24 protein-coding genes and 1 tRNA gene are annotated in these 22,286 nt (G+C 40.6%); 13 read left to right on the forward strand and 12 right to left on the reverse strand.

What is annotated here, in order from left to right; all coding sequences use genetic code 11:
• Positions 1-264: 264 nt before the first annotated feature.
• A tRNA-Leu gene (locus CLI64_RS12880) sits at positions 265-345 on the reverse strand.
• 446 nt (positions 346-791) lie between these two features.
• Here CLI64_RS12880 and accC point away from each other — a divergent pair.
• The 3 genes from accC (at position 792) to CLI64_RS12890 (ending at position 3,942) form a co-directional block, all read left to right on the forward strand.
• Positions 792-2,135 carry an acetyl-CoA carboxylase biotin carboxylase subunit gene (gene accC / locus CLI64_RS12885; protein ID WP_103137603.1) on the forward strand — a complete coding sequence of 448 codons (1,344 nt, stop codon included), beginning with the start codon at positions 792-794 and terminating at the stop codon, positions 2,133-2,135.
• Between the two features lie 83 nt (positions 2,136-2,218).
• A complete protein-coding gene (locus CLI64_RS30800; protein ID WP_225977577.1) occupies positions 2,219-2,446 on the forward strand; it encodes a hypothetical protein in 228 nt (75 codons plus the stop codon).
• A gap of 11 nt (positions 2,447-2,457) precedes the next feature.
• Positions 2,458-3,942, forward strand: a complete 1,485-nt coding sequence (locus tag CLI64_RS12890) for a leucine-rich repeat domain-containing protein (protein ID WP_103137604.1) — start codon at positions 2,458-2,460, stop codon at positions 3,940-3,942.
• A gap of 326 nt (positions 3,943-4,268) precedes the next feature.
• On the opposite strand, the gene CLI64_RS12895 is transcribed toward CLI64_RS12890, so the two are convergent.
• Positions 4,269-4,562, reverse strand: a complete 294-nt coding sequence (locus CLI64_RS12895; protein WP_103137605.1) for a YggT family protein — start codon at positions 4,560-4,562, stop codon at positions 4,269-4,271.
• A gap of 267 nt (positions 4,563-4,829) precedes the next feature.
• Here CLI64_RS12895 and psbX point away from each other — a divergent pair, with 267 nt between their 5' ends.
• The 5 genes from psbX to CLI64_RS12920 all read left to right on the forward strand — a co-directional run bounded on the left by psbX (position 4,830) and on the right by CLI64_RS12920 (position 8,009).
• Positions 4,830-4,949, forward strand: a complete 120-nt coding sequence (psbX, locus tag CLI64_RS12900) for a photosystem II reaction center X protein (protein WP_015112477.1) — start codon at positions 4,830-4,832, stop codon at positions 4,947-4,949.
• A gap of 211 nt (positions 4,950-5,160) precedes the next feature.
• Positions 5,161-6,075, forward strand: a complete 915-nt coding sequence (locus tag CLI64_RS12905) for a Ycf66 family protein (protein ID WP_103137606.1) — start codon at positions 5,161-5,163, stop codon at positions 6,073-6,075.
• Positions 6,076-6,129: 54 nt separating this feature from the next.
• The gene (locus tag CLI64_RS12910) at positions 6,130-6,690 is read left to right on the forward strand and encodes a TolB family protein (protein ID WP_103137607.1); all 561 of its coding nucleotides are present in this window, start codon (positions 6,130-6,132) and stop codon (positions 6,688-6,690) included.
• A gap of 128 nt (positions 6,691-6,818) precedes the next feature.
• Positions 6,819-7,346: a TolB family protein gene (locus tag CLI64_RS12915; protein ID WP_103137608.1), complete on the forward strand. Its 528-nt coding sequence runs from the start codon at positions 6,819-6,821 to the stop codon at positions 7,344-7,346.
• 132 nt (positions 7,347-7,478) lie between these two features.
• Positions 7,479-8,009 carry a DUF4330 domain-containing protein gene (locus tag CLI64_RS12920; RefSeq protein ID WP_103137609.1) on the forward strand — a complete coding sequence of 177 codons (531 nt, stop codon included), beginning with the start codon at positions 7,479-7,481 and terminating at the stop codon, positions 8,007-8,009.
• 145 nt (positions 8,010-8,154) lie between these two features.
• On the opposite strand, the gene CLI64_RS12925 is transcribed toward CLI64_RS12920, so the two are convergent.
• Together CLI64_RS12925 and CLI64_RS12930 are read right to left on the reverse strand one after the other, a co-directional pair.
• Positions 8,155-8,481 (reverse strand): hypothetical protein, encoded by a 327-nt coding sequence (locus CLI64_RS12925; RefSeq protein WP_103137610.1) that lies wholly within the window; start codon positions 8,479-8,481, stop codon positions 8,155-8,157.
• 31 nt (positions 8,482-8,512) lie between these two features.
• A complete protein-coding gene (locus CLI64_RS12930; protein WP_103137611.1) occupies positions 8,513-10,231 on the reverse strand; it encodes an NFACT family protein in 1,719 nt (572 codons plus the stop codon).
• 333 nt (positions 10,232-10,564) lie between these two features.
• Here CLI64_RS12930 and CLI64_RS12935 point away from each other — a divergent pair, with 333 nt between their 5' ends.
• Both CLI64_RS12935 and CLI64_RS12940 read left to right on the forward strand, forming a co-directional pair.
• Positions 10,565-10,951 (forward strand): 6-pyruvoyl tetrahydropterin synthase family protein, encoded by a 387-nt coding sequence (locus CLI64_RS12935; protein WP_103137612.1) that lies wholly within the window; start codon positions 10,565-10,567, stop codon positions 10,949-10,951.
• A gap of 627 nt (positions 10,952-11,578) precedes the next feature.
• Positions 11,579-11,797, forward strand: coding sequence for a hypothetical protein (locus tag CLI64_RS12940; RefSeq protein ID WP_103137613.1), 219 nt, complete (start codon positions 11,579-11,581; stop codon positions 11,795-11,797).
• Positions 11,798-12,130: 333 nt separating this feature from the next.
• Here CLI64_RS12940 and ribD read toward each other — a convergent pair whose 3' ends face one another.
• The 4 genes from ribD to CLI64_RS12960 all read right to left on the reverse strand — a co-directional run bounded on the left by ribD (position 12,131) and on the right by CLI64_RS12960 (position 16,130).
• Positions 12,131-13,336, reverse strand: a complete 1,206-nt coding sequence (gene ribD / locus CLI64_RS12945) for a bifunctional diaminohydroxyphosphoribosylaminopyrimidine deaminase/5-amino-6-(5-phosphoribosylamino)uracil reductase RibD (RefSeq protein ID WP_103137614.1) — start codon at positions 13,334-13,336, stop codon at positions 12,131-12,133.
• Between the two features lie 234 nt (positions 13,337-13,570).
• A complete protein-coding gene (mreD, locus tag CLI64_RS12950; RefSeq protein WP_225977610.1) occupies positions 13,571-14,170 on the reverse strand; it encodes a rod shape-determining protein MreD in 600 nt (199 codons plus the stop codon).
• Between the two features lie 40 nt (positions 14,171-14,210).
• Positions 14,211-15,026, reverse strand: coding sequence for a rod shape-determining protein MreC (mreC, locus tag CLI64_RS12955; protein ID WP_103137616.1), 816 nt, complete (start codon positions 15,024-15,026; stop codon positions 14,211-14,213).
• Positions 15,027-15,122: 96 nt separating this feature from the next.
• On the reverse strand, positions 15,123-16,130 hold the full coding sequence (locus CLI64_RS12960; RefSeq protein WP_103137617.1) for a rod shape-determining protein: 1,008 nt from the start codon (positions 16,128-16,130) through the stop codon (positions 15,123-15,125).
• A gap of 501 nt (positions 16,131-16,631) precedes the next feature.
• Here CLI64_RS12960 and CLI64_RS12965 point away from each other — a divergent pair.
• Positions 16,632-16,988, forward strand: coding sequence for a single-stranded DNA-binding protein (locus CLI64_RS12965; RefSeq protein ID WP_103137618.1), 357 nt, complete (start codon positions 16,632-16,634; stop codon positions 16,986-16,988).
• Positions 16,989-17,064: 76 nt separating this feature from the next.
• Here CLI64_RS12965 and CLI64_RS12970 read toward each other — a convergent pair whose 3' ends face one another.
• From CLI64_RS12970 to CLI64_RS12985, 4 genes are all read right to left on the reverse strand, one after another.
• Positions 17,065-17,817: an SIMPL domain-containing protein gene (locus CLI64_RS12970; RefSeq protein WP_103137619.1), complete on the reverse strand. Its 753-nt coding sequence runs from the start codon at positions 17,815-17,817 to the stop codon at positions 17,065-17,067.
• A gap of 295 nt (positions 17,818-18,112) precedes the next feature.
• Positions 18,113-19,060 (reverse strand): M48 family metallopeptidase, encoded by a 948-nt coding sequence (locus CLI64_RS12975; protein WP_103137620.1) that lies wholly within the window; start codon positions 19,058-19,060, stop codon positions 18,113-18,115.
• Positions 19,051-19,401 (reverse strand): zinc-ribbon domain-containing protein, encoded by a 351-nt coding sequence (locus CLI64_RS12980; protein ID WP_103137621.1) that lies wholly within the window; start codon positions 19,399-19,401, stop codon positions 19,051-19,053. Before CLI64_RS12980 ends, CLI64_RS12975 begins: the two co-directional genes overlap by 10 nt.
• A 23-nt stretch (positions 19,402-19,424) precedes the next feature.
• Positions 19,425-20,582, reverse strand: coding sequence for a CHAT domain-containing protein (locus tag CLI64_RS12985; RefSeq protein ID WP_103137622.1), 1,158 nt, complete (start codon positions 20,580-20,582; stop codon positions 19,425-19,427).
• A gap of 542 nt (positions 20,583-21,124) precedes the next feature.
• Between CLI64_RS12985 and CLI64_RS12990 the strand changes: the two genes are divergently transcribed.
• Positions 21,125-21,538: an EVE domain-containing protein gene (locus tag CLI64_RS12990; protein WP_103137623.1), complete on the forward strand. Its 414-nt coding sequence runs from the start codon at positions 21,125-21,127 to the stop codon at positions 21,536-21,538.
• 305 nt (positions 21,539-21,843) lie between these two features.
• Positions 21,844-21,978 (forward strand): hypothetical protein, encoded by a 135-nt coding sequence (locus tag CLI64_RS32085; RefSeq protein WP_308418388.1) that lies wholly within the window; start codon positions 21,844-21,846, stop codon positions 21,976-21,978.
• Positions 21,979-22,286: the final 308 nt, after the last annotated feature.

Raw genomic sequence — 22,286 nt, forward strand, 5'->3', positions numbered from 1 at the left:
AAAAGACGGAAATCTGGTCATTAGTCATTAGTCATTAGTCATTAGTCATTAGTTTAGTTACGGATATGATCAATGCTTCTGTAAAATACCAAAGGAAGATTTTTTCTCTAACCTTCAATATGGCGGTTTCCTCAAGTTCGGAAACCCCGAATACCGAGCTACTGCACTACGCAACTAAACTAAATGATTCCTAAATATAAAAGTCATCAGTCTACAATCTCTCACTCTTGACTGTTGACTAATGACTTTTGACTAAACAATAAATGCGGATGGCGAGACTCGAACTCGCAAGGCAAAGCCACACGCCCCTCAAACGTGCGCGTATACCAATTCCGCCACATCCGCATGAGTTTCACGATTATCAATCATAGCACAACCTACAGGAATAGGTAAAGATAATTAGGAATTTAGCTAACTTTACCAAAAATTTAATTTTGGGGTATCACAAATTTCCCGAAGGAAGATACCAGACTGACAGAAATATAGTAGCTCCACAAGTGATATTAAATGGGGAGTAGTGAGTAGAAAGTGAATAACCTCACTCATTACTCAGCGTTTATGAAATAAATACTGACAATGAGTCGTGAGTATTGGGTATACATGGAATCAACCTACTCAGAACTCAGCACCGGCTAAACGCCGCGCTACCGCTAACAGCACTCACATTGTGCATTCTACGTTTAGATGAGGCTGGTAAATCTCCTGTCATAATTTGAGATAAAGCCACTGTGCTGTTGCAACTTGGATGGGAGACAATTTCTATCTACTGGTACTGATATCGAAGCTCGAAAATGAAGTTTGACAAAATTTTAATTGCCAATCGAGGAGAAATCGCCCTCCGCATTCTCCGCGCCTGTGAAGAAATGGGGATTGCGACGATCGCGGTTCACTCGACTGTTGACCGGAATGCTCTGCACGTCCAACTAGCTGATGAAGCGGTTTGCATTGGTGAACCCGCTAGCGGTAAAAGTTATTTGAATATTCCTAATATCATTGCGGCGGCTTTAACGCGCAATGCTAGTGCTATTCATCCTGGTTACGGTTTCCTGTCGGAAAACGCCAAATTTGCCGAAATTTGCGCTGACCATCACATTGCGTTTATAGGCCCTACCCCAGAAGCAATCAGGTTGATGGGGGATAAATCCACGGCTAAAGAAACTATGCAAAAAGCCGGAGTTCCCACTGTACCGGGGAGCGATGGCTTGGTAGAAACCGAGGAAGAAGGATTAGCGATCGCAAATAAAATGGGCTACCCAGTGATGATTAAAGCCACGGCTGGTGGTGGTGGTAGAGGGATGCGCTTAGTGCGATCAGAAGATGAATTTGTCAAACTCTTTTTAGCCGCCCAAGGTGAAGCAGGTGCAGCCTTTGGTAATGCTGGCGTTTATATCGAAAAATTTATCGAGCGTCCCCGCCACATTGAGTTTCAAGTTTTGGCGGATAATTACGGCAATGTCATTCACTTAGGTGAACGGGATTGTTCCATTCAACGCCGCAACCAAAAGTTACTAGAAGAAGCCCCCAGTCCTGCACTTGACCCAGAACTGCGGGAAAAAATGGGACAAGCCGCCGTCAAAGCAGCCCAGTTTATTAATTACACCGGTGCGGGTACTATTGAGTTCCTGTTAGATAAATCCGGTAAGTTTTACTTCATGGAAATGAACACTCGGATTCAGGTGGAACACCCTGTGACAGAGATGATTACTGGGGTAGACTTGCTAGTTGAACAAATTAGAATCGCCCAAGGGGAAAGACTCAGGCTGACTCAAGACCAAGTAGTATTACAAGGTCATGCAATTGAGTGTCGCATCAACGCTGAAGACCCCGATCATGATTTTCGCCCAGCACCCGGACGCATTAGCGGTTATCTTCCCCCTGGTGGCCCTGGCGTACGGATTGACTCCCACGTTTACACCGATTATCAAATCCCCCCTTACTACGATTCCCTCATCGGTAAATTAATTGTTTGGGGGCCAGATCGTGCTACAGCAATTAACCGGATGAAACGCGCTCTCAGAGAGTGTGCAATTACTGGATTGCCGACCACAATTCCCTTTCATCAGAAAATCATGGAAAATCACCAGTTTTTAGAGGGTCATGTTTACACCAATTTCATTCAGGAGATGAAACTTTAGGAAATTGGGGAGTGGCGATTTGAAGTAGAGAGGTGAGGGGTAAGGCGTAAAAGGCTGAGAAGTATAGCAATACTAAATCAGTTGTGAGAGATAAAGTGGACGAAAATCTGAATAAATGCGTGATTTTCATCTCCATCTCTTCTCACACTTCACAGAGAGAGGATGTCTATCTTAATTTTCAGCTTACCACCTGTCCCTTTCCTGATGCCGAACTCAGGTTGATTTTGGATGTAGAGACGCGAGATATCGCGTCTTTAAAAATTTTTACTGAGATCGCTGGCTGGCAAATCCCATTAAATACAAATCCCTAAATACCAATTTTATGAAAAGGGCTTTAATTCTAGTATCTGGAACGGTATTCTTATTACTGATGCCATTTTTATTTTTAAAAGACTTAGGGCAAGAAGATAAACTGCAAAATTTTCGCCAGTGGTGCGATCGCAAAATGTGGGTATCTGCGGATGCTAGACACACAATTGATATGTTGTTAAAACAAGCTGATACCCAAGACTGCCAACTAGCTGATTCTAAACTCCAAGGTCTTACCGAACTTAATCTTCATGGCCCTTACGGTAATAATTTTGGTTTTTTGCCAAAGCGCGGCAAATTAATCAGGGATTTAAGACCATTGGCAGGATTTACTAACTTGTCTAAGCTTAATCTCGGCAACAATGAAATTAGTGATATCAAACCACTAGCTGGACTCACTAACTTAACCACACTTGAACTTGAAAATAACAAAATTAGTGATCTTAAACCACTAGCTAAATTGAGTAAAATGTCCAAGCTGACTGTCTATGGGAACAAAATTCAAGATATTCAGCCACTATCCCAATTAAGCAACCTGAAGGACATAGACCTTGCTGGCAATCAGATTAGTGATCTTAAGCCATTAGGTGAGTTAAGGAAATTGACTAATCTCAGCCTTGAAAGGAATCAAATTAGTGATCTCACACCATTGGCTAAGTTGAACAGATTAACCACCCTTAGTCTTGGAGAAAACCAAATTAGCGATGTCCAGCCATTAGGTGAGTTAAAAAACTTGAATGCGCTCATTCTTAATAATAATCAAGTTCATGATCTCAGCCCATTATCTAAATTGAGTAAGTTAAATGCTCTCTACCTGGATAACAACAAAATTAGCGATGTCCAGCCATTAGCTAATTTGCCTCAGTTGACCAGGTTCACACTTCACAATAATCAAATTAGCGATATCACACCACTAACTAGGTTTTTAAAAGCTAATTTCAATAAAATAAGTGTGTACAATACCCTTGATCTTCATGGTAATCAAATTACTAATTTAAATCAATTTGCTGAATTTAATAACCTAAACGAACTCAACCTTAATGATAATGACATTAGTGATATCCAGGCATTAAGTAGATTGAATAAGTTAGCTGTCCTTAAACTTGAAGATAACAAAATTAGTAATCTTGCACCATTGAGTGAATTAAGCAACTTGACTGAACTCAGGCTTCATGATAATCAAATTAGTGATATTCAGCCCTTGGCTAGATTAAATAAGTTAACCTTACTCAGCCTTGATAACAACAAAATTAGTAATCTCCAGCCATTAGCTAAATTAAGTAATTTATCTGAACTTATTCTGAATAACAATGAAATTAGTGATGTCAAACCACTGGCTGGACTAGATAATTTGAGATATCTCTCATTGCATCGCAATCATATTCTTGATGTTCAGCCACTCGCTAGGATGAGTAAATTGCAGTTCCTAATTCTGACTGGTAATCCAATTGATAGTAAAACTTGCCCTATAAAACCAGAATCTAAATGCAAGAGCTAATTTATCGTAAATCAGAGGGTTTAAGACCCCTACGTCTATACGTAGCATATTTTCAGTGGGGGTTGAAATCCCCCACTGAAAATGTCTTGAATTTTGAATTTTGAATTTTGAATTTTGAATTGTTAAGCTGACACATAATAATTAAGCTCATGATAGAAACTAGAATTTTGCTTGCAGATTTAGTTTTTGAAGAAGTATAAGTAATGGCTAACCAGTTAAGGTGATTGCACAGTGAGCTTGACGTAATCTATTGAGAAGCGGGTGCGATGAGCTATACCCACCGCCTCTAGGGGCATTCTGAGAACCAATGCCCCATCCCCCATACCCTAACTAACACGAGACATCATGGTAATTAATCCTTGCTGACCTAAGAGAATTTCTCTGAGCAAGCTTAAGATACCTACCCAAATGATGGGGGTGATGTCAACTCCGCCGATAGGTGGGATAATTTTTCGCGATGGGATTAAAAATGGCTCGGTAGGCCAAGCGATGAGATTGAAAGGCAACCGATTCAAATCAACTTGGGGATACCAAGTCAGAATGATGCGGAAAATGAAGAGAAAAGTCATTAACCCCAAGATAGGGCCAAGAATCCAAACAGTTAGGTTAACAGCCGTCATGGAATTGATCCGAGCTACGATTTGATGGACAAACAGAAAACTGAAAGCGGAGATAATTAAATTTTAAGCTTTGTAAAGCTGGTTATATCTAAATTTTAACCAAATGGTACTACTTATGAGCGCGTGACGAAAAGCAACTACACTCAAGACAGTGTTTAACTTTGGCGGGGTGTAGTCTTGGGGTTGCCACATCAGATATACAGGCTTCTCAAGGAAGTAATACACTATTAGAATTATGATGAAGAGTGTAAAAAAAGGTTGAGATCCATGACACCATCTTTAGCAAACTTTCTTTGGAGTCTGGCTTGGGGTACTGCGATCGTTGTTATCCCTGCCACAGTTGGTTTAATTTTCATCAGCCAAAAAGATAAAATCCAACGCTCATAGTTTGTGGGAGAGTTACTTCAACTCTCTTGGGTATATTTGTCTGTCAGCTTAGTCAACTAACTGACAGACTTAAACTTTTCTTAAGATGCGGTAAATAGCTTCAGAGCTTCTTTGCCAGTTGCTTTGAAGCTTAAATATTATATTGTGATTGCTTAGAGTAGTAGTTTTAAGTGTGGCTCGTTAACATAGATTTGATATTAGGAAAAGAACAATGCTAAATTTTGGGCTGAACTCAGCCAGTGTTCTGGCTCAGATAAATGTAGGGTCTACTCCAGCCACATTTTTAGGAATTTTCCTGGCTGTAGCTGGGGCTGCACTATATTTTCTCCGGACTGTGCGTCCAGAACTGTCTAGAGATCAAGATATATTTTTTGCGGCTGTAGGCTTGCTATGCGGCTTCATTTTAATTTTCCAAGGATGGCGTTTAGACCCGATTTTGCAATTTGGTCAACTGCTGTTAGTGGGGACAACGGTATTTTTTGCTGTTGAAAGTATTCGGTTGCGGAGTATTGCTACTCAACAAGCTAAACGCAATACGCCGATTGTAGATGAGAGGGAAGTTAGCCGGGACTATTCCTATAAGCGCAGACGCGGTGGTTATGAAGCGGAAGTGGAAGACGATTATGAGCCACTACCGTATCAAGAGGAAGAAGAAGAAGAACGTCCCGTACGTCCCCGCATTCGTCCTGGTAGGGACGATCGCTCCTCACGGGATGATTATTACGATGAGCCAACCCCACGCCGCGATCGCCGCAGCAGTAGCGATCGCCCAGAATCAACAGATAGATCATCCCGCAGTCGTTCCACCCGTCCATCGCCTCGGACTACGGAAAGATACGACCAAGAAGATTGGGGTACTTCGCCCACTAGAGAAACTGATGATTGGGAAAGTTCTAGTAGGGAAACCAGAAGAACTTCCCGACGGGGTAATAACAATTCTCCGCGTCCAGAGGTAAGCGAGGATACACCACCCTCCAGACCAAGAAAACGCCGTCCACCTGCTGATAGCATATCCCGCCGACCGATAGAAGATGATGAAGCTATCCCAACTGATTATGTACCGTATAAACCCATAGACGAATCAGAGACTAACTCTGATAAATCTACAGATTACGATGACATATAAATCAGCCGTGATAGATGTAAGCTGATAAGCGACAGCAACAAGTAAATATCTGAGGTGAAAAAATTTACTTCTCAGTTCTGGCTTCAAAAACCAATTTATTGGAGCCTAATTTTTGGTTTTACAAGTTTGTTAGCCTCTTGTGGCTCTGGTGATCTACCCCTTGGGCCTACTTCCCTCAATAGTCGCTACACAGAAGAGCAACCAGCCTTAAGTGGTAATGGTCGCTTTTTAGCGTTTATTTCCCATCGTAATAATACTCATCAGTTGCTTGTGTACGATTTGCGACAACAGAGTTTCATTTCTCTGCCAGGGTTAAATCGGCGAGAGACAATTATCGAAAGTCCCAGCCTCAGCTACACAGGACGTTACATTGCTTACTTAACCAGTGACCAAGGTAGACCAGTAGTAGCACTGTACGATCGCGCTACACAACAATCACAAGTTGTCACCCCAACTTATCGCGGTTGGGTCAGAAAACCGGCTATCAGCCCCGATGGGCGGTATATTGTCTTTGAAACAGCAGCCCGTGGTCAGTGGGACATTGAAGTCCTAGATCGGGGGCCGACTATTGAATTAGATATTCCCAATGGTGCAACCGTTGAGCCACCGCAGTAGATATGGGAATTGGGCATTGGGCATGGGACAAGGGAGGAGTAATGAGTAATGAGTGCTGTTAGCGGTAGCGCGGCGTTTAGCCGGTGCTGACTAATGACTATTGACTGTTGACTATTGACTATTGACTAATGACTAAACCTACTACTCTTATTCCTATATTTACTTGTGCAGGATTGTTAACGGGGTGTTTTGGTTATCCTCGATTGGTGAATTATCCGTTTGATCCTGGGGGAAGGAGTCTTAATAGTCTGGCATCGGAACTTAGCCCGCAAAGTTCGGGAAGGTATATTGTGTTTACTAGCGATCGCCGGGGTAGTCAAGATGTTTATTTATTTGACACTCTGACACGCAATTTAATGGATTTACCGGGTTTAAATGCCTTTGATACCATTGCATCTCATCCCAGCGTTTCCGAAGATGCTCGTTATATTGTATTTGCTGCTAGTCGTCAGGGGCGATCGGCAATTTTTCTCTATGACCGCGAAACACGTCAATCACGTAATCTAACAGCTAATCTGCAAGCCGAAGTCCGTAATCCCACAATTAATGCTGATGGTACTACAATTGCCTTTGAATTTAGTAATAACGGTCAGTGGGATATTGCTGTATATGACCGCAACGGCCAACCCCTTAATATCCCTCAAGACCCAAGGTGAAAAGCAGGGAAAGAGAGGAACAAGAGGCAACTTTAACCCAATGCCCCATGCCCAATTCCCAATGCCCCATGCCCCTATTATCAAACTTGTTGCTAAAATCAATTACTTGAATCTGCTCTGGAAGAATATATTATGGCTATTTTAGATTCCAAAGGTCGCTTGTTTGGCAAAATCAATATACTTGACCTATTTGCTGGGTTAGTTATTCTGTTAGTAATATTTGGGATTTTTGTTTTTCCGGGGACTGGTGGATCAATTGCTCAAGTAGGAGCGAAAAAAACGCCGATAGAGGTAGATTTAGTTGTTCGGGGATTGAATGTGCGTGATCCTCAGCAGTTATCTGACCAAGGTTTCAAACCAGGTGGCAAAACTAAAGTTATTATTCGTAATCAACCTTACGGTGAGATTGGGATTAAATCTGTACAAGTGTTACCTAGAACTTTAACAGTAGGTCAACCAGATGGTTCAGTTAAAGAGTTAGCTGATCCGAGAAAAAATAACTTTAGTACAGATATGCTTTTGACTTTAGAAGGTCAAGCAGAAGTTACCAAAGATGGGCCAGTTTTAGGTAACAGTAAGGTGAAAATTGGTATGCCTTTTGAGTTAGAAGGTTTTAATTACAACTTTAATGCCTCTGTGATTGATCTGAGATTACAGAAGTGATTGACTAGAGACTGAGAACTGGTTAAAGAGTTGAAATTTGTTGAGTGTGGCTGTTGCTCTTGCTGATCACTCCATCCAGTTCAGATAACTCTAAAACCCTGACGTAAAGACGCGATCAATCGCGTCTAACCAGAATAAAAATAAATTAAGTAATCGAAATTCCAGCAACTTTGTCTTCATTAACAGCCATCCGTATGACAAACTCATCTCCCGCATCAGCAAAACTTAGTTTCCACAAATAGGTTTGATATTCCCGTTGTTTAAGTTGACCAAAGTAAGTAGTTGTATAACCCTCAGACATCCGTGGAGAAAGGTGGGAACTAACTGAGTCAAACATTTCCTTGGTAATACCCGCTTTGTAGTCTGCATTACCAACGCTGAGAAAAAGCTCATAATTTCCCGTAGCGATCGCATCTAAAATAATCTGCAAACAATCAATCACATTTTGCGGAGGATTGGTTTGAGTTACCATGACAATCTCCAATCAGTAGATGATACCGATATTATTCCACCATCTGGGGTTTTCCCCAAATAATCCGTTCTTGTTTGTAAATAGCAATTCCTGGTTTTGCACCTTTGGGTTTGTAAACGTGTTTCGGCTCGGTGTAAACTACCGCTACTTGGTCACTTTGACGGGCGCGACTGTAATAAGCTGCCAGGTTGGCGACGAATTGTAAATCTGTGGTATCTGGAACAGCACCAGGTTCTAAACGCAATAAAACATGACTACCAGGAATTTCTTGAGCATGAAACCATAAATCATAATCGCCTGCTACGCGAAAAGTTAATTGGTCATTTTGGCTATTATTACGACCAATTAAAACTTGAAAACCATTGGGTGTGGAATAGTTACGAAAGTTGATACTGGGACTATCATTACTCCGACGACGATAATCTAATTCTTCTAAATATTTTTGTCCAATTAATTCATCGCGAATTTCTTCCAAAGCTTGTAAATCTTCAGCAGTTTGATAATTTTCTATCTGAGAAATTGCGGCTTCAACTTGTTCTAAATAATCAATTTCTGCTTGGACATCTTTGAGTAATGGTTCTACAGCGATACGGGCGCGTTTAAGTTTTTGGTGTTGTTTATAGAGATTTTGGGCATTTTGAACAGCGTTTTTATCTGGCTGAAGGGCGATCGCTACAGGTTCACCAGTCTCAAAGTCTTGCAGGGTAATGGTTTTCATCCCTGGTTGCCATTCGTGCAAATGCGCCATCAATAAATCAGCCTTTTGACGATAATCATCAGCTTGATCTGATTGTTGCAGGCGATCGCTAAATGTCTGCGCTTTATTCCGCAATTTACCTAAAATATTACTCAACTTTTGGCTCAATTGATGGCGCAATTGCGTAAATATCTGCTGATTCAGTTGTCCTGTGTAATATTCATTAATTAACGTCTGAATATCTTGAACTGGTGCAATTCCACCCCAACCCATCACCGTGTAACCATTGGGAGTCCAAGCAGGCTGAAAATTACCGTTGTCTAAAGTTTGCAGCCATAACTGCCACTTTTCCCACAATCTTTGCCAATCTTCTGATGTCAGGGTGTCGGTGTTGGTATCTGGTGCAATATGCGCCGCCAGCAACATCGACTCAACTAAAGCCGCACTCAAACCACTGTAACTTTTGAGTAACTGCTTTTTTATCGCCCCTGGGACTAAACTCACCCTTTCTTGCCAACGTGTCGGGGATTCACTCAAACTAGGAACAGTTCCCGTCAGTTTGGGTGGTGTTTCATAGATTTGTCCTGTTTGGATGGGACGAACACTAGACTGCTGCTGACTGACTTGATGAGCAGCAGTGATGATGAGATTATTAGCTTCCGTGAGGATGACATTGCTATATTTGCCCATAATCTCCGCATAGAGATGATATAGTGCTTCCTCACCAGGACGACGGGCAAATTGTAAGTCTATCACCCTTTCCCAAGGTGCGATCGCTTCAATGGCTACCAAAGCTAAACCACCCAACTGATGTATTAACTGTTGGCTAAAGGTAAAAGTATCGGGAGTGCGTGGTGGCGGACTACCAATACAAATATGTGCAGCTTGAGGATGCCAAGATACTTCTAGCCAACCTCTAGTTTTGAGAGTACGGAGAGCTATAGCAATAGTATAGCGATCGCGCTGATACACTTGCTCTAAACGTGAAGGTAGCCAGTGTGTGCGGAGTTCGCTACAAGCGGCTGTCAGAGTCGTAAAGTCTACTGGTTGCACAACAATCAATCGTCCACCTGGGGACTGCTAAGGTCGATGCTCAGTATATGCTATATCTTTTTGTTGAATTGTTGTTATTCCGATTAAACTTCTCATGGAATTTGGATATTGGAAAGTAATCTAAATTCAGGAGAGTGAATAAACCTCAACAATATCTTAATGCTTGAGTATATGTTCATTTAAATACATATAATACAAACTTTATAAACACCCTCATCATCTAGAGGATTTAATCAAGTATTAAGTAATAAGTGTAAATACATGATTATTCACTCTCATAATATAGATAAATATAGTGCTGAATTTAATAAGCAATTGTGAGGTTATATTCAAATGCCTAAATGGAAAGTTGTCACAGAATTTACCTTTAATGCTGCTCACTACATTAAAGATTACAACGGCCCCTGTGGCCGGATGCACGGACATAATTATCAAGTTCGTATTGAAGTTACATCTACACAACTACACGCTTCACAATATTGCCCACATCCGGTGATGGTAGCCGATTTTAGAACTTTACGCTGGGCAAAGCAAGATTCTACAAAAGGAGGGCTTGATCATGGTGTTCTTAATGAAATTATGCCTCCTGAATATGAAACAACTGCGGAAATGATCGCTAAGTATATCTATGATGAAACTAAGAAGAAATTACCGCCAGAAACACAACTCAAAGTCCATGTTTCTGAGACACCTAATAGTTGGGTAGAGTACGAAGACTGATTTATGTTGAGTTGTACTCAGTAAACTCTCATTAAAAAACACCCACGTTTCATAGTGCGTTAGCGATAGGTCAATGCACTATTATCTCGAATATGGGGTTACTACTGTACATTCTAGTTGTAAAAGTCCTGAATTTTCGGATTGAAATGTATATTAGGAAGGTTTTTCAGTATTATCTTTCTTGTTGAATTATTAAAATTCATTACTTCTCCTTCCCTTATACCCTGATACCTCCACACCCTTACACCCCTAGTTTTTAATATTTGCAAAATAATACCAATTATCCATTTTCTGCACAGAAATGCTAGAATTTCCTTAAATCAATCAGTTATTGAGCTTCTGATAACAAGTATTTTTTCTGAGTACATTTCAGGTAAATGTGCATTATGGTGTTAATGTTTTGAATCGTCTTCCTTGCTCATTTAATTACAAACCCAGAAATAAACTTGATTTTAACTTTTGTTAATAATTGAATGTGGTGCCTACATTCTTAAACTTAATCAAGTTTTAAATCTCTATATTAAGTTTTTGATAATACTTGTCTCAGCTTGTACTTTAATTCGTGATCTGTTGCTGTAATTGTGTAATCTGAAAACAACTGAGCTGAATGTTAAATATTGAGGTCTAATGACTCCTAAAATTCTGCGTCAACTGTGGGCTGTGATTGAAAACTCTCACACCAAAACTCTTTTGCAGATGGATGATGCTAGCTTAGTGCAATGGTTGACACACCAGACTACAGCCCAAGCATTATTAGAGCCGAGTGAAACTGATTGCCTGATTGATTATATCCAATCTCGGCTATCTTTGATACGTGATATTGCTTACGAAAGACAGTGTTTATAGTAACAGATGAACTATAATTTCGTCCATAGTTTAAGGGAATTAGATAGAAAATCGTGTGAGGTAGACTGCACCCAGGGGGGATGCTGTTTGGAGATTTTCGGATAATTCCCATGAAAATGATATCCCATCACTGCGTCAGCAAAAATCGGATAGTTTAATACCAAATTGGGATAGGTAGTATTGTTACAAGTTTCTGGAACAGCCTCTGAATATCGGTTTTCAATCCAAAATCCAAAATCCAAAATCTAAAATTGGATAACTCCTGCAACTCTCAAAAAAATTGCCAGTTGCTCAATTGAGTCGCTGAAAACGAAGTTCAAAATTTCACATTGGTTAGTGTTTTTGTGGTAAATAACCTTCTACTAAACAATCACCATCAATGACACGCCAACGCACACGCTCTAAAATTAAGGCTTCTGTCATATTGGTTAAACCCAAGTCACCTACAGGTGTAGGCGCATGATTACCACCAATAATTTTGGGAGCGATAAAAGCTAAGATTTTCTGCACTGCACCTTCAGATATAGCTTTTGCGGCTAAAGTCCCGCCACATTCCCACAACACACTACAAAAACCTCGTTCATATAAATACTCTATGGTTGCTTGTGGTGTGAGAGAAGGTAACTCTAATACCTCTACTCCTTTTTGTTGTAAGAATTTTTGGAAATCTGGATTAGCACCGACTTGGGTGAGTACCAGAGTAGGTGCTTCTGTGATGTCCCACAAATGAGCATCAGTAGGTAAATTCAGAGAACGACTCATTACCACCCGCAGGGGATTATGCGCCTCTACTTGATGGCTAGTCAGATAAGGATTATCTTGGCGCACAGTATTACCACCAACAATCACCGCATCACAAGCAGCCCGCAGTTGGTGTACTTCGCTACGGGCGGTTTGGTTTGTTACCCAAGCACTATGACCGGAATTAGTAGCGATTTTGCCATCTAAAGTCATGGCGTATTTTAAAATTCCTAGAGGGCGTTTGTGCAGAATGCGATGCACAAAACCTTCATTCAGTTGTTGACAAGCTTCCGATTCTACACCTACCAAAACCTCTATTCCTGCCGCCCGTAACGTGTTAATTCCACCACCAGCTACTAACGGGTTAGGATCAACCATTCCCACTACCACCTTAGCCACACCAGCAGCCACTAAGGCTTTAGAACAAGGGGGAGTCCGGCCATAGTGGTTACAAGGTTCGAGACTGACGTAGACGGTAGCACCACGGGCTAAATCTCCGGCGGCTCTAAGAGCAAAAACTTCTGCATGAGGTTCACCAGCACGGGGGTGAAAACCTTCCCCAACAATTGTGCCATTTTTAACAATTACTGCCCCTACTAACGGATTTGGTGAAGTGCGTCCCAAAGCACGACGGGCAAGTTCCAAACAACGCCGCATCATCGCCCGGTCAAATTCACTACCTACAGACTGTGGTGTTTGTGAATGAGAATCATTTGGCGATCGCACTAAAAACTCATGATCATGAGTATTATTTGATAGAGAGGCATCCCCTTGAGCAACCACTGGCAAGTTATCCATAAATCTTGGGCAATACTGTAAATATTCTGCACGCTAACTGTTTCAATAGCGATACCTAAACAGTACGATTTTGGGGAATGGGATTGGGGACTGGGGATTGGGGATTGGGGACAAGGTAGACAAGGTAGACAAGGTAGGAGATGAGAAAAGCCGTTCCCTGTTCCCTGTTCCCTGTTCCCTGTTCCCTAATGACTAATGACTATTGACTAATGACTAATGACTAATGACTATTGACTAATAACTAACTTTCATTTTTTCCCACCACAGGTTAAGCGGGTAATACAAGACAGGGGCCCATAGGCTGCTGAGAATGGCGGAGGCTAGGGTGACACGTTGATAGTACGCCCAAATGAAATCTTTGGCTAGGCGATCGCTTCCTAAACCTAGTAAAAATCCAAATAAGGTTTCTGATACAACTGCCATCACAAAGACAATCAAAGCAATAGAGATAAAATCTTCTTGAATAAAACGTTGCTTTTGCAATATGGCTGTGAGAAATCCTACTAACCCCAATGTAATTGCATGAGATGGATGGGGTGAAGTTATCGCATCTTGCAGTAAACCTAAGATAATTCCTGCTAAAGTTCCCGACCAGAAAGACCGCTTGACACTCCAAGCAACAACCCAAATTAATAGCCAATTCGGCCCAATTCCCAATAATTCCGTACCTGGAAAGCGGGTAGGTAATAAAAGCAAACATAAAAGCACAGAGCCAACTATGATGCCCCAATTCATTACCTGTAACCAAGCTGGATGCAAATCCGCCAAAGTTTTCCTTCTAGTGCGGCGGCGTTCTGGCGGTTTAGACTTACCACCAAATGAAGGTATCTTCACCATTTTGAGTGACTGTTGACTGTGGACTATTGACTGTTGACTATTGACTCTTTTCTGTTTTCGCTGATTGCTGAGTTTCTGACTCTGGATTTTTAGCGTTGGGATAGACAGCGACCCAATCTAGCGAACTCAGGGCGGGAAAAAGTTCTACTTTAGCTACAGAAGCGGGAAGTTTTTTCAAATCTAGCGACTTGATTCGTCCTACAGCAAAACCTGCGGGGAATTTCTGACTGTACATAGATGTAGAAACTACATCTCCCACCTTCACATTTGGGACTTTCTCATAAAATTCCAATACCCCTTCCGCAGAAGAATCTCCCCTTAATACACCCTTGGCAGAAGTACGGCTAACAGTCACACCAACTTGGCTTTTGATATCACTAATTAACAAGATGCGACTGGTGTTAGGGGTGACGCTTTCCACTAAACCAACTAATCCACCTTCAGATTTGACCACATAACCTTCACGAATGCCAGCATTTGAGCCACGGTTAATGGTTACTTGTTGCCACCAATGATCTGCACTGCGTCCGATTACCCTAGCGGGAATTGGTCGTGAGGAAACTGGCTCTTTTTGAACGTAGCCTAGTAAGTCTTGCAGTTTTTGATTTTGACTTTCTAGCTCAGTAATTTTGGCTTGTAACTCCAAAAAACGCGCATTTTTGAGTAATTCTTCTTGGCGTTCTTCAGGACTTATCCCTGCCGGCAACATTTGCAAAGGACGAGTAATTGCTTGGTATACTTCCAGTAAAAATTCTCCTTGAGTTTGGCGTAGTATCCAAGCACCGCCCAAAGCTAAGGCGACTAAACTTAAATGTAGGGTTTTGCGCTCCCACCAACGACGTACAGTAACCATCTATAAACCTATTTCTATAAATTAAAAGATACTGGATTCTATTTATATAAAACCCAAATTACAGTCAAATAGAACCCAATATCCAAATTTTTTTGATTACATATTGCGAGAGCGGCCGCTAAACACCCTTTCTAACTGTTTGAAGTTTTCTAGCACACGTCCCGTTCCTAACACAACGCAGCTAAGAGGATCAGCCGCAATATGAGTCACAATTCCTGTTTCGTGGCTAATTAAGGTGTCTATCCCTTTGAGTAAAGCACCGCCACCAGCGAGCATAATGCCTCTATCGATGATGTCTGCTGCCAATTCTGGGGGTGTACGTTCTAAAGTCCGCTTCACCGCTTCAATAATCACAGATAGCGGTTCTAACATACTTTCCCGAATTTCTGGCCCTTTGATGGTAACTGTTCTAGGTAAACCAGACAGCAAGTGTAAACCCCGGACTTCCATGATGGCGTTTTCATCATCATGGGTGGGGTAAGCAGAACCAATGCGAATTTTAATGTCTTCCGCAGTGCGTTCACCAATGACTAGGTTATGTACTTTTTTGAGATACATGATGATGGATTCGGTTAATTCATCACCAGCAATGCGTACTGATTCACTTAACACAGTTCCTTGCAAACTCAGCACAGCTACTTCTGTGGTTCCGCCGCCAATATCAATAATCATATTGCCAGTGGGTTCAGCGACAGGAAGTCCTGCACCAATGGCTGCTGCTACTGGTTCATCGATTAAATAAACTTCTCTGGCTCCAGCTTGCGCAGCTGCATCCATGACAGCTCGTCTTTCTACACCTGTGACACCACTAGGTATACCGATGACAATCCGAGGTAATATCAAAGACCTACCTTCATTGACTCGCTGAATGAAGCTTTTCAGCATTAACTCTGCGGTGTCAAAATCAGCAATTACACCATCACGTAAAGGCCGTAAGGCAATCACATTACCTGGTGTCCGTCCGAGCATTTTTTTTGCTTCTTCTCCTACTGCAAGAGCCACCTTTTCGTTTTGATCGATCGCTACTACAGAAGGTTCTTGCAGTACAATACCTTTACCTGATACATAAACGAGGGTATTGGCTGTACCGAGGTCGATACCCATATCCCACGATGAGCGAAAGTTCCTGAACAAACCCACGCGTGTCTACGCCCCCTAATTTGCGATAATTCTAGACTACAACTGTTAATGAGAATAAAGTAAATCGTGCTGGATTCTATTATGTTTTCGTGTCAGAGTCCAGCCTGATAGGCTGTTTTGTAATCACTTGGGGTAATTAGCCTAAAGTGCTGTTAGCGGAAGCGGGGCGTTTAGCCGGTGCTGAGTAGTGAGTGGTGAGTAAAAATCCCAGTCCCCAGTCCCCAGTCCCCAGTCCCCAATCCCTATTTCATACAAAGCTGACAAACTTGCTTCATCAAGGCTACCTATTTCCTATCCTGTGACTAGTTCAGTATATCCGTATATTTTTTCATTTTCTTCAGGTGATTCTGCTTATTTTTATACTGGAACTTGAGATGAAGCGAGTCACAGTTTTTCAATAGGTTCACAATTGGCTATTATAGGAGTCAAAATACATAAGTACCTCTGTACTAAAAGGTAAAGCACATGAGTATTAATATTGTCACTCTAGTCGGTCGGGTAGGTGGTGATCCAGATATGAAGTTTTTCGACTCTGGTAAGATTGTTTGCAAATTAACATTAGCGGTGAACCGACGATCGCGTAATGACAAACCAGACTGGTTCACTCTAGAAATATGGAATAAACAAGCAGAAGCAGCAGGTAACTATGTGCGTAAGGGTAGACTAATTGCAGTTAAAGGTTCTTTGAAATTTGACACCTGGAATGATCGCCAAAGTGGGCAACTCCGTTCTACACCAGTTATCCTAGTGGATCAGTGGGAGTTTTTAGATTCCAAACGCGATAGCGAAGCAAACGGTGACTATTCCCCAGAAAATTTTTAAACAGGAGTCAACAGTCAATAGTCCAGACTATTGACTATTGACTATTGACTATTGACTATTGACTATTGACTATTGACTAATAACTAATTTGCAATGTTACTGTGGCTTCCACTTGTTGCTCACCAGCCACTACAGGAGTAGCAATGGCCATGTCGCCAACAACTGCTTTAGATGCTTCTGCACGATATAACATTGGGGGTGGCGGCGCACTTGCACCATTCACTTGAATACTAACCACCTCTTTAGACTGAATGCCAAGAGAATTAAATACAGCTTCAGCTTGCTTTTGTGCGTCTTGAGTGGCTTCCTTTAAAGCTTGTTGTCTAGCAGAGGCGATCGCTTCATCGGTAGCGACAAAACTAATACTATTAATTTGGGTAGCACCAGCTTTGACGGCTTCATCCAAAATTGTTCCAGCTTTTTCTGTGGCGACACGGAAGCTGACGGTATTACTCGCAGCATATCCACTAATGCGCTGTACATTGTTGTTGTAACTATAAACTGGGTTGAGGCGAATTCCTGTAGTTTGTAATTTTTCTACATTGCGACTTTTTAAGAAATCTACCACCGCCGATGACCGACGAGCTGCTTCTTTTTGTACTTCCTGTGCTGTTTTTCCTTGAATTTCTACCCCCAGGTTAATTTCGGAAATAGAGGTGGGGATTGATTCTTCACCTCGTCCTGTCACAGTCAGAGTCCGCCAGACTTTTTCTTTTTCTTGCGCCATTCCCGGCTGTGTTGCAGTCAAAAATACCAGCAACACTAATGGTAGAGTGGCAAAAAGTTTTCTAGCACGCAACTTAGAATTCAATAAAGCAATTTGAGACATCAGATTGACACTCCTCTCAAAGTTTGTATAGACATTCAAAATTAGTGATATTAGCTACTCGCCATTGATAACTTTATGGGGTAGCTCGATACACTTTCGATGTTTCTACTTTGACAGTTGTATCGTTAAACTTGAGGATGGTTTCATTTTTTGAAACTAAAAATTACACCCCAAATTTTTTTATCATTTAAAACGCGCTCATTTAATAATTAATGAGTTTGAACATTAGACCTATTTCTGTATAATTAAATACAAGCCAGCTTATGTATTATCCCAATATGAAAAAATTTAGATGTTAAGGAGAAGTTTGCCGACCACAATTTGGGCAAAAGACAGTGGAAAGCTCAAGCTTGAATCCACAGTGACGACAAAAACTAGGTGTTGGTACTGGCTTCAATCTTGTCTTACGCTCTAGCACTGCTTGGTATTCTCCAGAGTCAACCCATTTTATCAGTTCATTTGCACGCGAAAGAATGAAAGCTTGGCTTTTAAACATTAAGTTGAACATTTTCAGAAATTTTGTATAGGTTGTATCTCCAAATCCTTCATATTCTCTTGCCTGTGTTACAAAGTCATCAACATCAAAAGAGTTAAAATACTTTTTAGGTAAGCCTGCCATTTTTGCCATAACTGTCATTGCCACAGTTAAATCCTGACAGGCCAGCAGTCCTGCACGATCAACAGTCAACTCTGACCATCTAGACCACTGTAATAATGCTAATTCAATTCCCGACGTTAGAGGTTTAGTAAAATCTACTGCAACTGCACTTGTGACAAATTCACTAACGATGGGAAGTAAATAAGCAATTTCCTTGTAGAAAATATGCTGGCTCTTAATACGACCTATCTCACAACCGATGACAAACAACAATTCCTGTCTGGAAAAACTATCTATACATTCCGTACTAATAATAACTATTGGATGCTCTACTCCTACAGTGATTCCCTGAAAATTAATATCAGATGTGCGATCATGCCGCACATAAAATTCTGGCATTGTCTTTAAGTTTAAAGTCTCACAAGCATCTTCTAATATTTCATAAATATCAGGAAGACTGCTAGGAGTAATTTTCATGCTGTTGCCAACTAACTGCAATTGCAACAACTTTGATAGTCCAAGACTATAAAATTTATTAACTACAAAATCCAACCCAGGTGTTTTTGCTAAAGTATCGAGTGCTTTCTTATCGAAAGGATGTTCATACTCAAGAGGACTTAGTCCTTCTATCTTGATTATTTCCATAAACTTTGATTACCTTTAGCAACTTGGTAAGCATCAATAACTGACCAAATCAGCATAAGAAAAGAGCCTATACCCGCAGTAGGCGCAAATAAAATCACTGCCCCCAAGAACATAACCAATGCTTTTAAATAATCACCATTGTAGACTTGTCCAAGTCCTGTAATTAACAAGCAAAGAATTGCCGCAAGGATGGGATTTTTTCCTTGAGCATATCTTTTGCTGGCTAATGAAGGTCTACGGATACCATCATCAATAGGAGCAGGACTTGTCAGTGACTCACCACAATTGATACAAAACTTTGAATCTTGGCGATTTTCAGTTTGACATTTTGGACACTTCATAAAAAATCTTCTTTCTTTTATATTTAAAGATTTAAGCCTGATATTTTAGCTGACTCACCGTTAGTAGGAAAGAATATCCTAATATGTCCTTTTAATCCGGCGGAATAATCCTTGCGTTCAATCGCATACTTTTCTTCTCTCCCATCTTCTTTACTACCTCTTGAACCCAGTCTTGTTCTTCCTGTATATTCACTCCCAATAACTTTAATAGGTTGTTTATACAAATTGAATCTTCTAGCAGCTACATTAAAGCTATTTTTACGAAAAGCTGGATCAATTTGATCGTTTATAAATAAGGAATGATGCGCGATCGCTGCAAATTTTTGGATACCTATTTCTAGATTAGGACTAGATAAGGCATCAAATAATTGCTCAATGAGATTCAGCACAACTTCATCTTTACTAGACGGTTCTTCAGATTGGTTGTGAGGTTGTTGAATTGGGTTGTTGACAGAGGTTTCTACGGGAATTTCTAAAGACTGATTTATGAGAAGAGTATTGTTAATATCTGTACTGTAATTATTCCTGACAAGATTTCGACTGTTTTCATTAGTTGTTTCATCATCATCATCTTTAAAGACTCGATTTCCGATATAAATTTGTAGTAGTTTTCCTTTTTTATAAAGAACAGGTGTTAATTCTTCTGGCAAGCCTTCTAACTGAATTGCATTACAACCAAGCTCATAAGCAAATTCAATTGATTCTCCACTTCCTAGAGCAGAGTAAAAACCTACAGAAAACTCAATTGCTGCTTTATCACCAATTGCCTTACTCATGCCAATTACATATTCAATGTATCGAGCGATCGCCTCAGCTTGAAACTTAGAATAACAGGCATTTAAAACAACACATTCAACACGACTAGAGAATAGCCGAAACAGGTTGGCTAAAGCAGAAGTATCAACCAACTTTTCCTGTCCTGTTACGTCTTCAAACACTAATCCTTCCTGTTCAGCACCATGACCACTGAAGTGGACGATTTGGGGTTTAAAGTCTAGCATTGCTTGCTGAATATCTCTTGGTCGGGTTGCTCCAGTCGAGTTGATAGGTGTCTTTCCGTATCCGGCTAGGCGTAGCCTTTCTCTAATTTCCCTTTCCTCTTCTTGCAACCGCAAACCCTTAGTTCCTTTAGGATTGGCTGCAAGTAATAAAATTGATTTAGCATTAATGTTAGCCTTCATAGGAAATATGAAAAATTTTTATGTAAAAAATAGTGGATTAAAAATTATTTCGCTTAAATTTATAGAATATTATTTTTTGCCACTACCAGATTATTCATTTTTGCATGAATTTACTTTGTTTTTATTAAGAAATTGCGGATACAATCTTACATATTTGTAAATGAGGACAATAATATAATTACTTTGAATATATAAAAATCCGTCTTTACTATTGAAATTAATTGTGTATGTAGGGAACAGAGAAGAGAAAAAGGAAACAATGATGTACTGATTCTTTCCAGAAATCAACCATGATTTCTATACAAATTACTCAACTTAGTTTATTCATCTGAAAGGTTGAGAAATCAATGAACTTTCTTTGTCACCTCTTGGTTTTAGAAGAAACGGTCAGCATTATAGTAATTATACATAAATTTCAGTTTAATTACTCAATTTAGACGAATTATTAAGAAATACATCGAAATTAAGCTTTCAAGTTTAGCTATCAATACAGCAAACACAACTCTTTAGCAGATATCTCAAGTCAACAAGGAAGATTCTCTATGGCATATTGGCTGCTCAAAACTGAACCAGATGACTATTCGTACTTTGATTTAGAACGAGATGGTGGTACAGTTTGGGATGGTGTGAATAATCCCCTAGCACTCAAACATATACGAACAATGCAGCCTCAAGATTTGGCTTGGATTTATCACACTGGAAAAGAACGGCAAATTATGGGTATGGCTGAGATTTCTAGTCAGGCTTATCCAGACCCCACGTTAAATGATGCCAAGCGGGTAGTCGTAGATATACGCCCATTGCAAAAAGTAACTCAGCCTGTCACTTTATCCCAGATCAAACAAACACAGAAGTTTGCAGAGTTTGATTTACTCCGCATCCCTAGATTATCTGTAGTACCAGTCTCAGATATTTACTGGCAATACCTGATGGAATTAGCAGGTGTTAGCCATTGAAATCAGACGCAGATACCACCGCGAAAAACTATGTTGAGTCTTATTTTTAGAATTTTAAATTTTTAAGGGACTTCCAGAAAATAAACTATCCAAATTTATATTCTTCAAAACAACTGTTTCCCCCTGCTCCCTGCCCCCTGCCCCCTTGCCATCAGCGTCATAGTATATTTTTAAAATTGGAAGTCCCTAACTTGCTTCTGTGACGATGGTGTAAGCCTACCCGTAGACTATCTTGCATTGATATGATCCATTACTGGTATGCTGGTGCTGATATTCTTCTTGATTAGAAGCATGAAAACGGACTTATGAGTATTATACCCAGCCATTTCCAGTACCATCGGCAAAGTCTAGTTATGGCAACTTTCCTGATTGTGGTAGCGATCGCTGGTAAAGTAATCACAGGCTTGAGCGTCTTGAGCCAATCCCCATCAACCACCTAAAAATCTGTGTGGAGATGATATCTAGAGGTGCAGAGGGACAACAGAAGGTAAGCAGGGTAGATGATATTTTCAAACGCCCAATTCCCCATCCCCAATCCCTTATTATGAGGAAACTTCTATCTTAGAATCTCCGTCCCCTGAAAATATGAATTTTATGTGTCATTCGTATTAACATCTGGAACTTAATTTATTGCCAGTTTTATCTTCTTTTCAGTCTTCATCTACGCTGATTGTTGAGTTAACAGAAGGTAGCAACTACAAATTTCAGCACTATTTCAGTTAACACTAGTTGGAGTTTTTACAGAAAA

Origin of the sequence: Nostoc sp. CENA543 (assembly GCF_002896875.1) — a bacterium.
GTDB lineage: Bacteria > Cyanobacteriota > Cyanobacteriia > Cyanobacteriales > Nostocaceae > Trichormus.

Excerpts from the sequence above, each read along its gene's own strand:
- CLI64_RS12975 (WP_103137620.1), bottom strand. The coding sequence starts at position 19,060 with ATGGAAATAATCAAGATAGAAGGACTAAGTCCTCTTGAGTATGAACAT.
- CLI64_RS12920 (WP_103137609.1), top strand. The coding sequence starts at position 7,479 with ATGGCTATTTTAGATTCCAAAGGTCGCTTGTTTGGCAAAATCAATATA.
- CLI64_RS12980 (WP_103137621.1), bottom strand. The coding sequence starts at position 19,401 with ATGAAGTGTCCAAAATGTCAAACTGAAAATCGCCAAGATTCAAAGTTT.
- ribD (WP_103137614.1), bottom strand. The coding sequence starts at position 13,336 with ATGGATAACTTGCCAGTGGTTGCTCAAGGGGATGCCTCTCTATCAAAT.
- CLI64_RS12915 (WP_103137608.1), top strand. The coding sequence starts at position 6,819 with ATGACTAAACCTACTACTCTTATTCCTATATTTACTTGTGCAGGATTG.
- CLI64_RS32085 (WP_308418388.1), top strand. The coding sequence starts at position 21,844 with ATGAGTATTATACCCAGCCATTTCCAGTACCATCGGCAAAGTCTAGTT.
- CLI64_RS12990 (WP_103137623.1), top strand. The coding sequence starts at position 21,125 with ATGGCATATTGGCTGCTCAAAACTGAACCAGATGACTATTCGTACTTT.
- CLI64_RS12965 (WP_103137618.1), top strand. The coding sequence starts at position 16,632 with ATGAGTATTAATATTGTCACTCTAGTCGGTCGGGTAGGTGGTGATCCA.
- psbX (WP_015112477.1), top strand. The coding sequence starts at position 4,830 with ATGACACCATCTTTAGCAAACTTTCTTTGGAGTCTGGCTTGGGGTACT.
- mreC (WP_103137616.1), bottom strand. The coding sequence starts at position 15,026 with ATGGTTACTGTACGTCGTTGGTGGGAGCGCAAAACCCTACATTTAAGT.
- CLI64_RS12985 (WP_103137622.1), bottom strand. The coding sequence starts at position 20,582 with ATGAAGGCTAACATTAATGCTAAATCAATTTTATTACTTGCAGCCAAT.
- CLI64_RS12940 (WP_103137613.1), top strand. The coding sequence starts at position 11,579 with ATGACTCCTAAAATTCTGCGTCAACTGTGGGCTGTGATTGAAAACTCT.
- CLI64_RS12905 (WP_103137606.1), top strand. The coding sequence starts at position 5,161 with ATGCTAAATTTTGGGCTGAACTCAGCCAGTGTTCTGGCTCAGATAAAT.
- CLI64_RS12935 (WP_103137612.1), top strand. The coding sequence starts at position 10,565 with ATGCCTAAATGGAAAGTTGTCACAGAATTTACCTTTAATGCTGCTCAC.
- CLI64_RS12890 (WP_103137604.1), top strand. The coding sequence starts at position 2,458 with ATGAAAAGGGCTTTAATTCTAGTATCTGGAACGGTATTCTTATTACTG.
- CLI64_RS12925 (WP_103137610.1), bottom strand. The coding sequence starts at position 8,481 with ATGGTAACTCAAACCAATCCTCCGCAAAATGTGATTGATTGTTTGCAG.
- CLI64_RS12970 (WP_103137619.1), bottom strand. The coding sequence starts at position 17,817 with ATGTCTCAAATTGCTTTATTGAATTCTAAGTTGCGTGCTAGAAAACTT.
- CLI64_RS12960 (WP_103137617.1), bottom strand. The coding sequence starts at position 16,130 with ATGGGTATCGACCTCGGTACAGCCAATACCCTCGTTTATGTATCAGGT.
- CLI64_RS12895 (WP_103137605.1), bottom strand. The coding sequence starts at position 4,562 with ATGACGGCTGTTAACCTAACTGTTTGGATTCTTGGCCCTATCTTGGGG.
- accC (WP_103137603.1), top strand. The coding sequence starts at position 792 with ATGAAGTTTGACAAAATTTTAATTGCCAATCGAGGAGAAATCGCCCTC.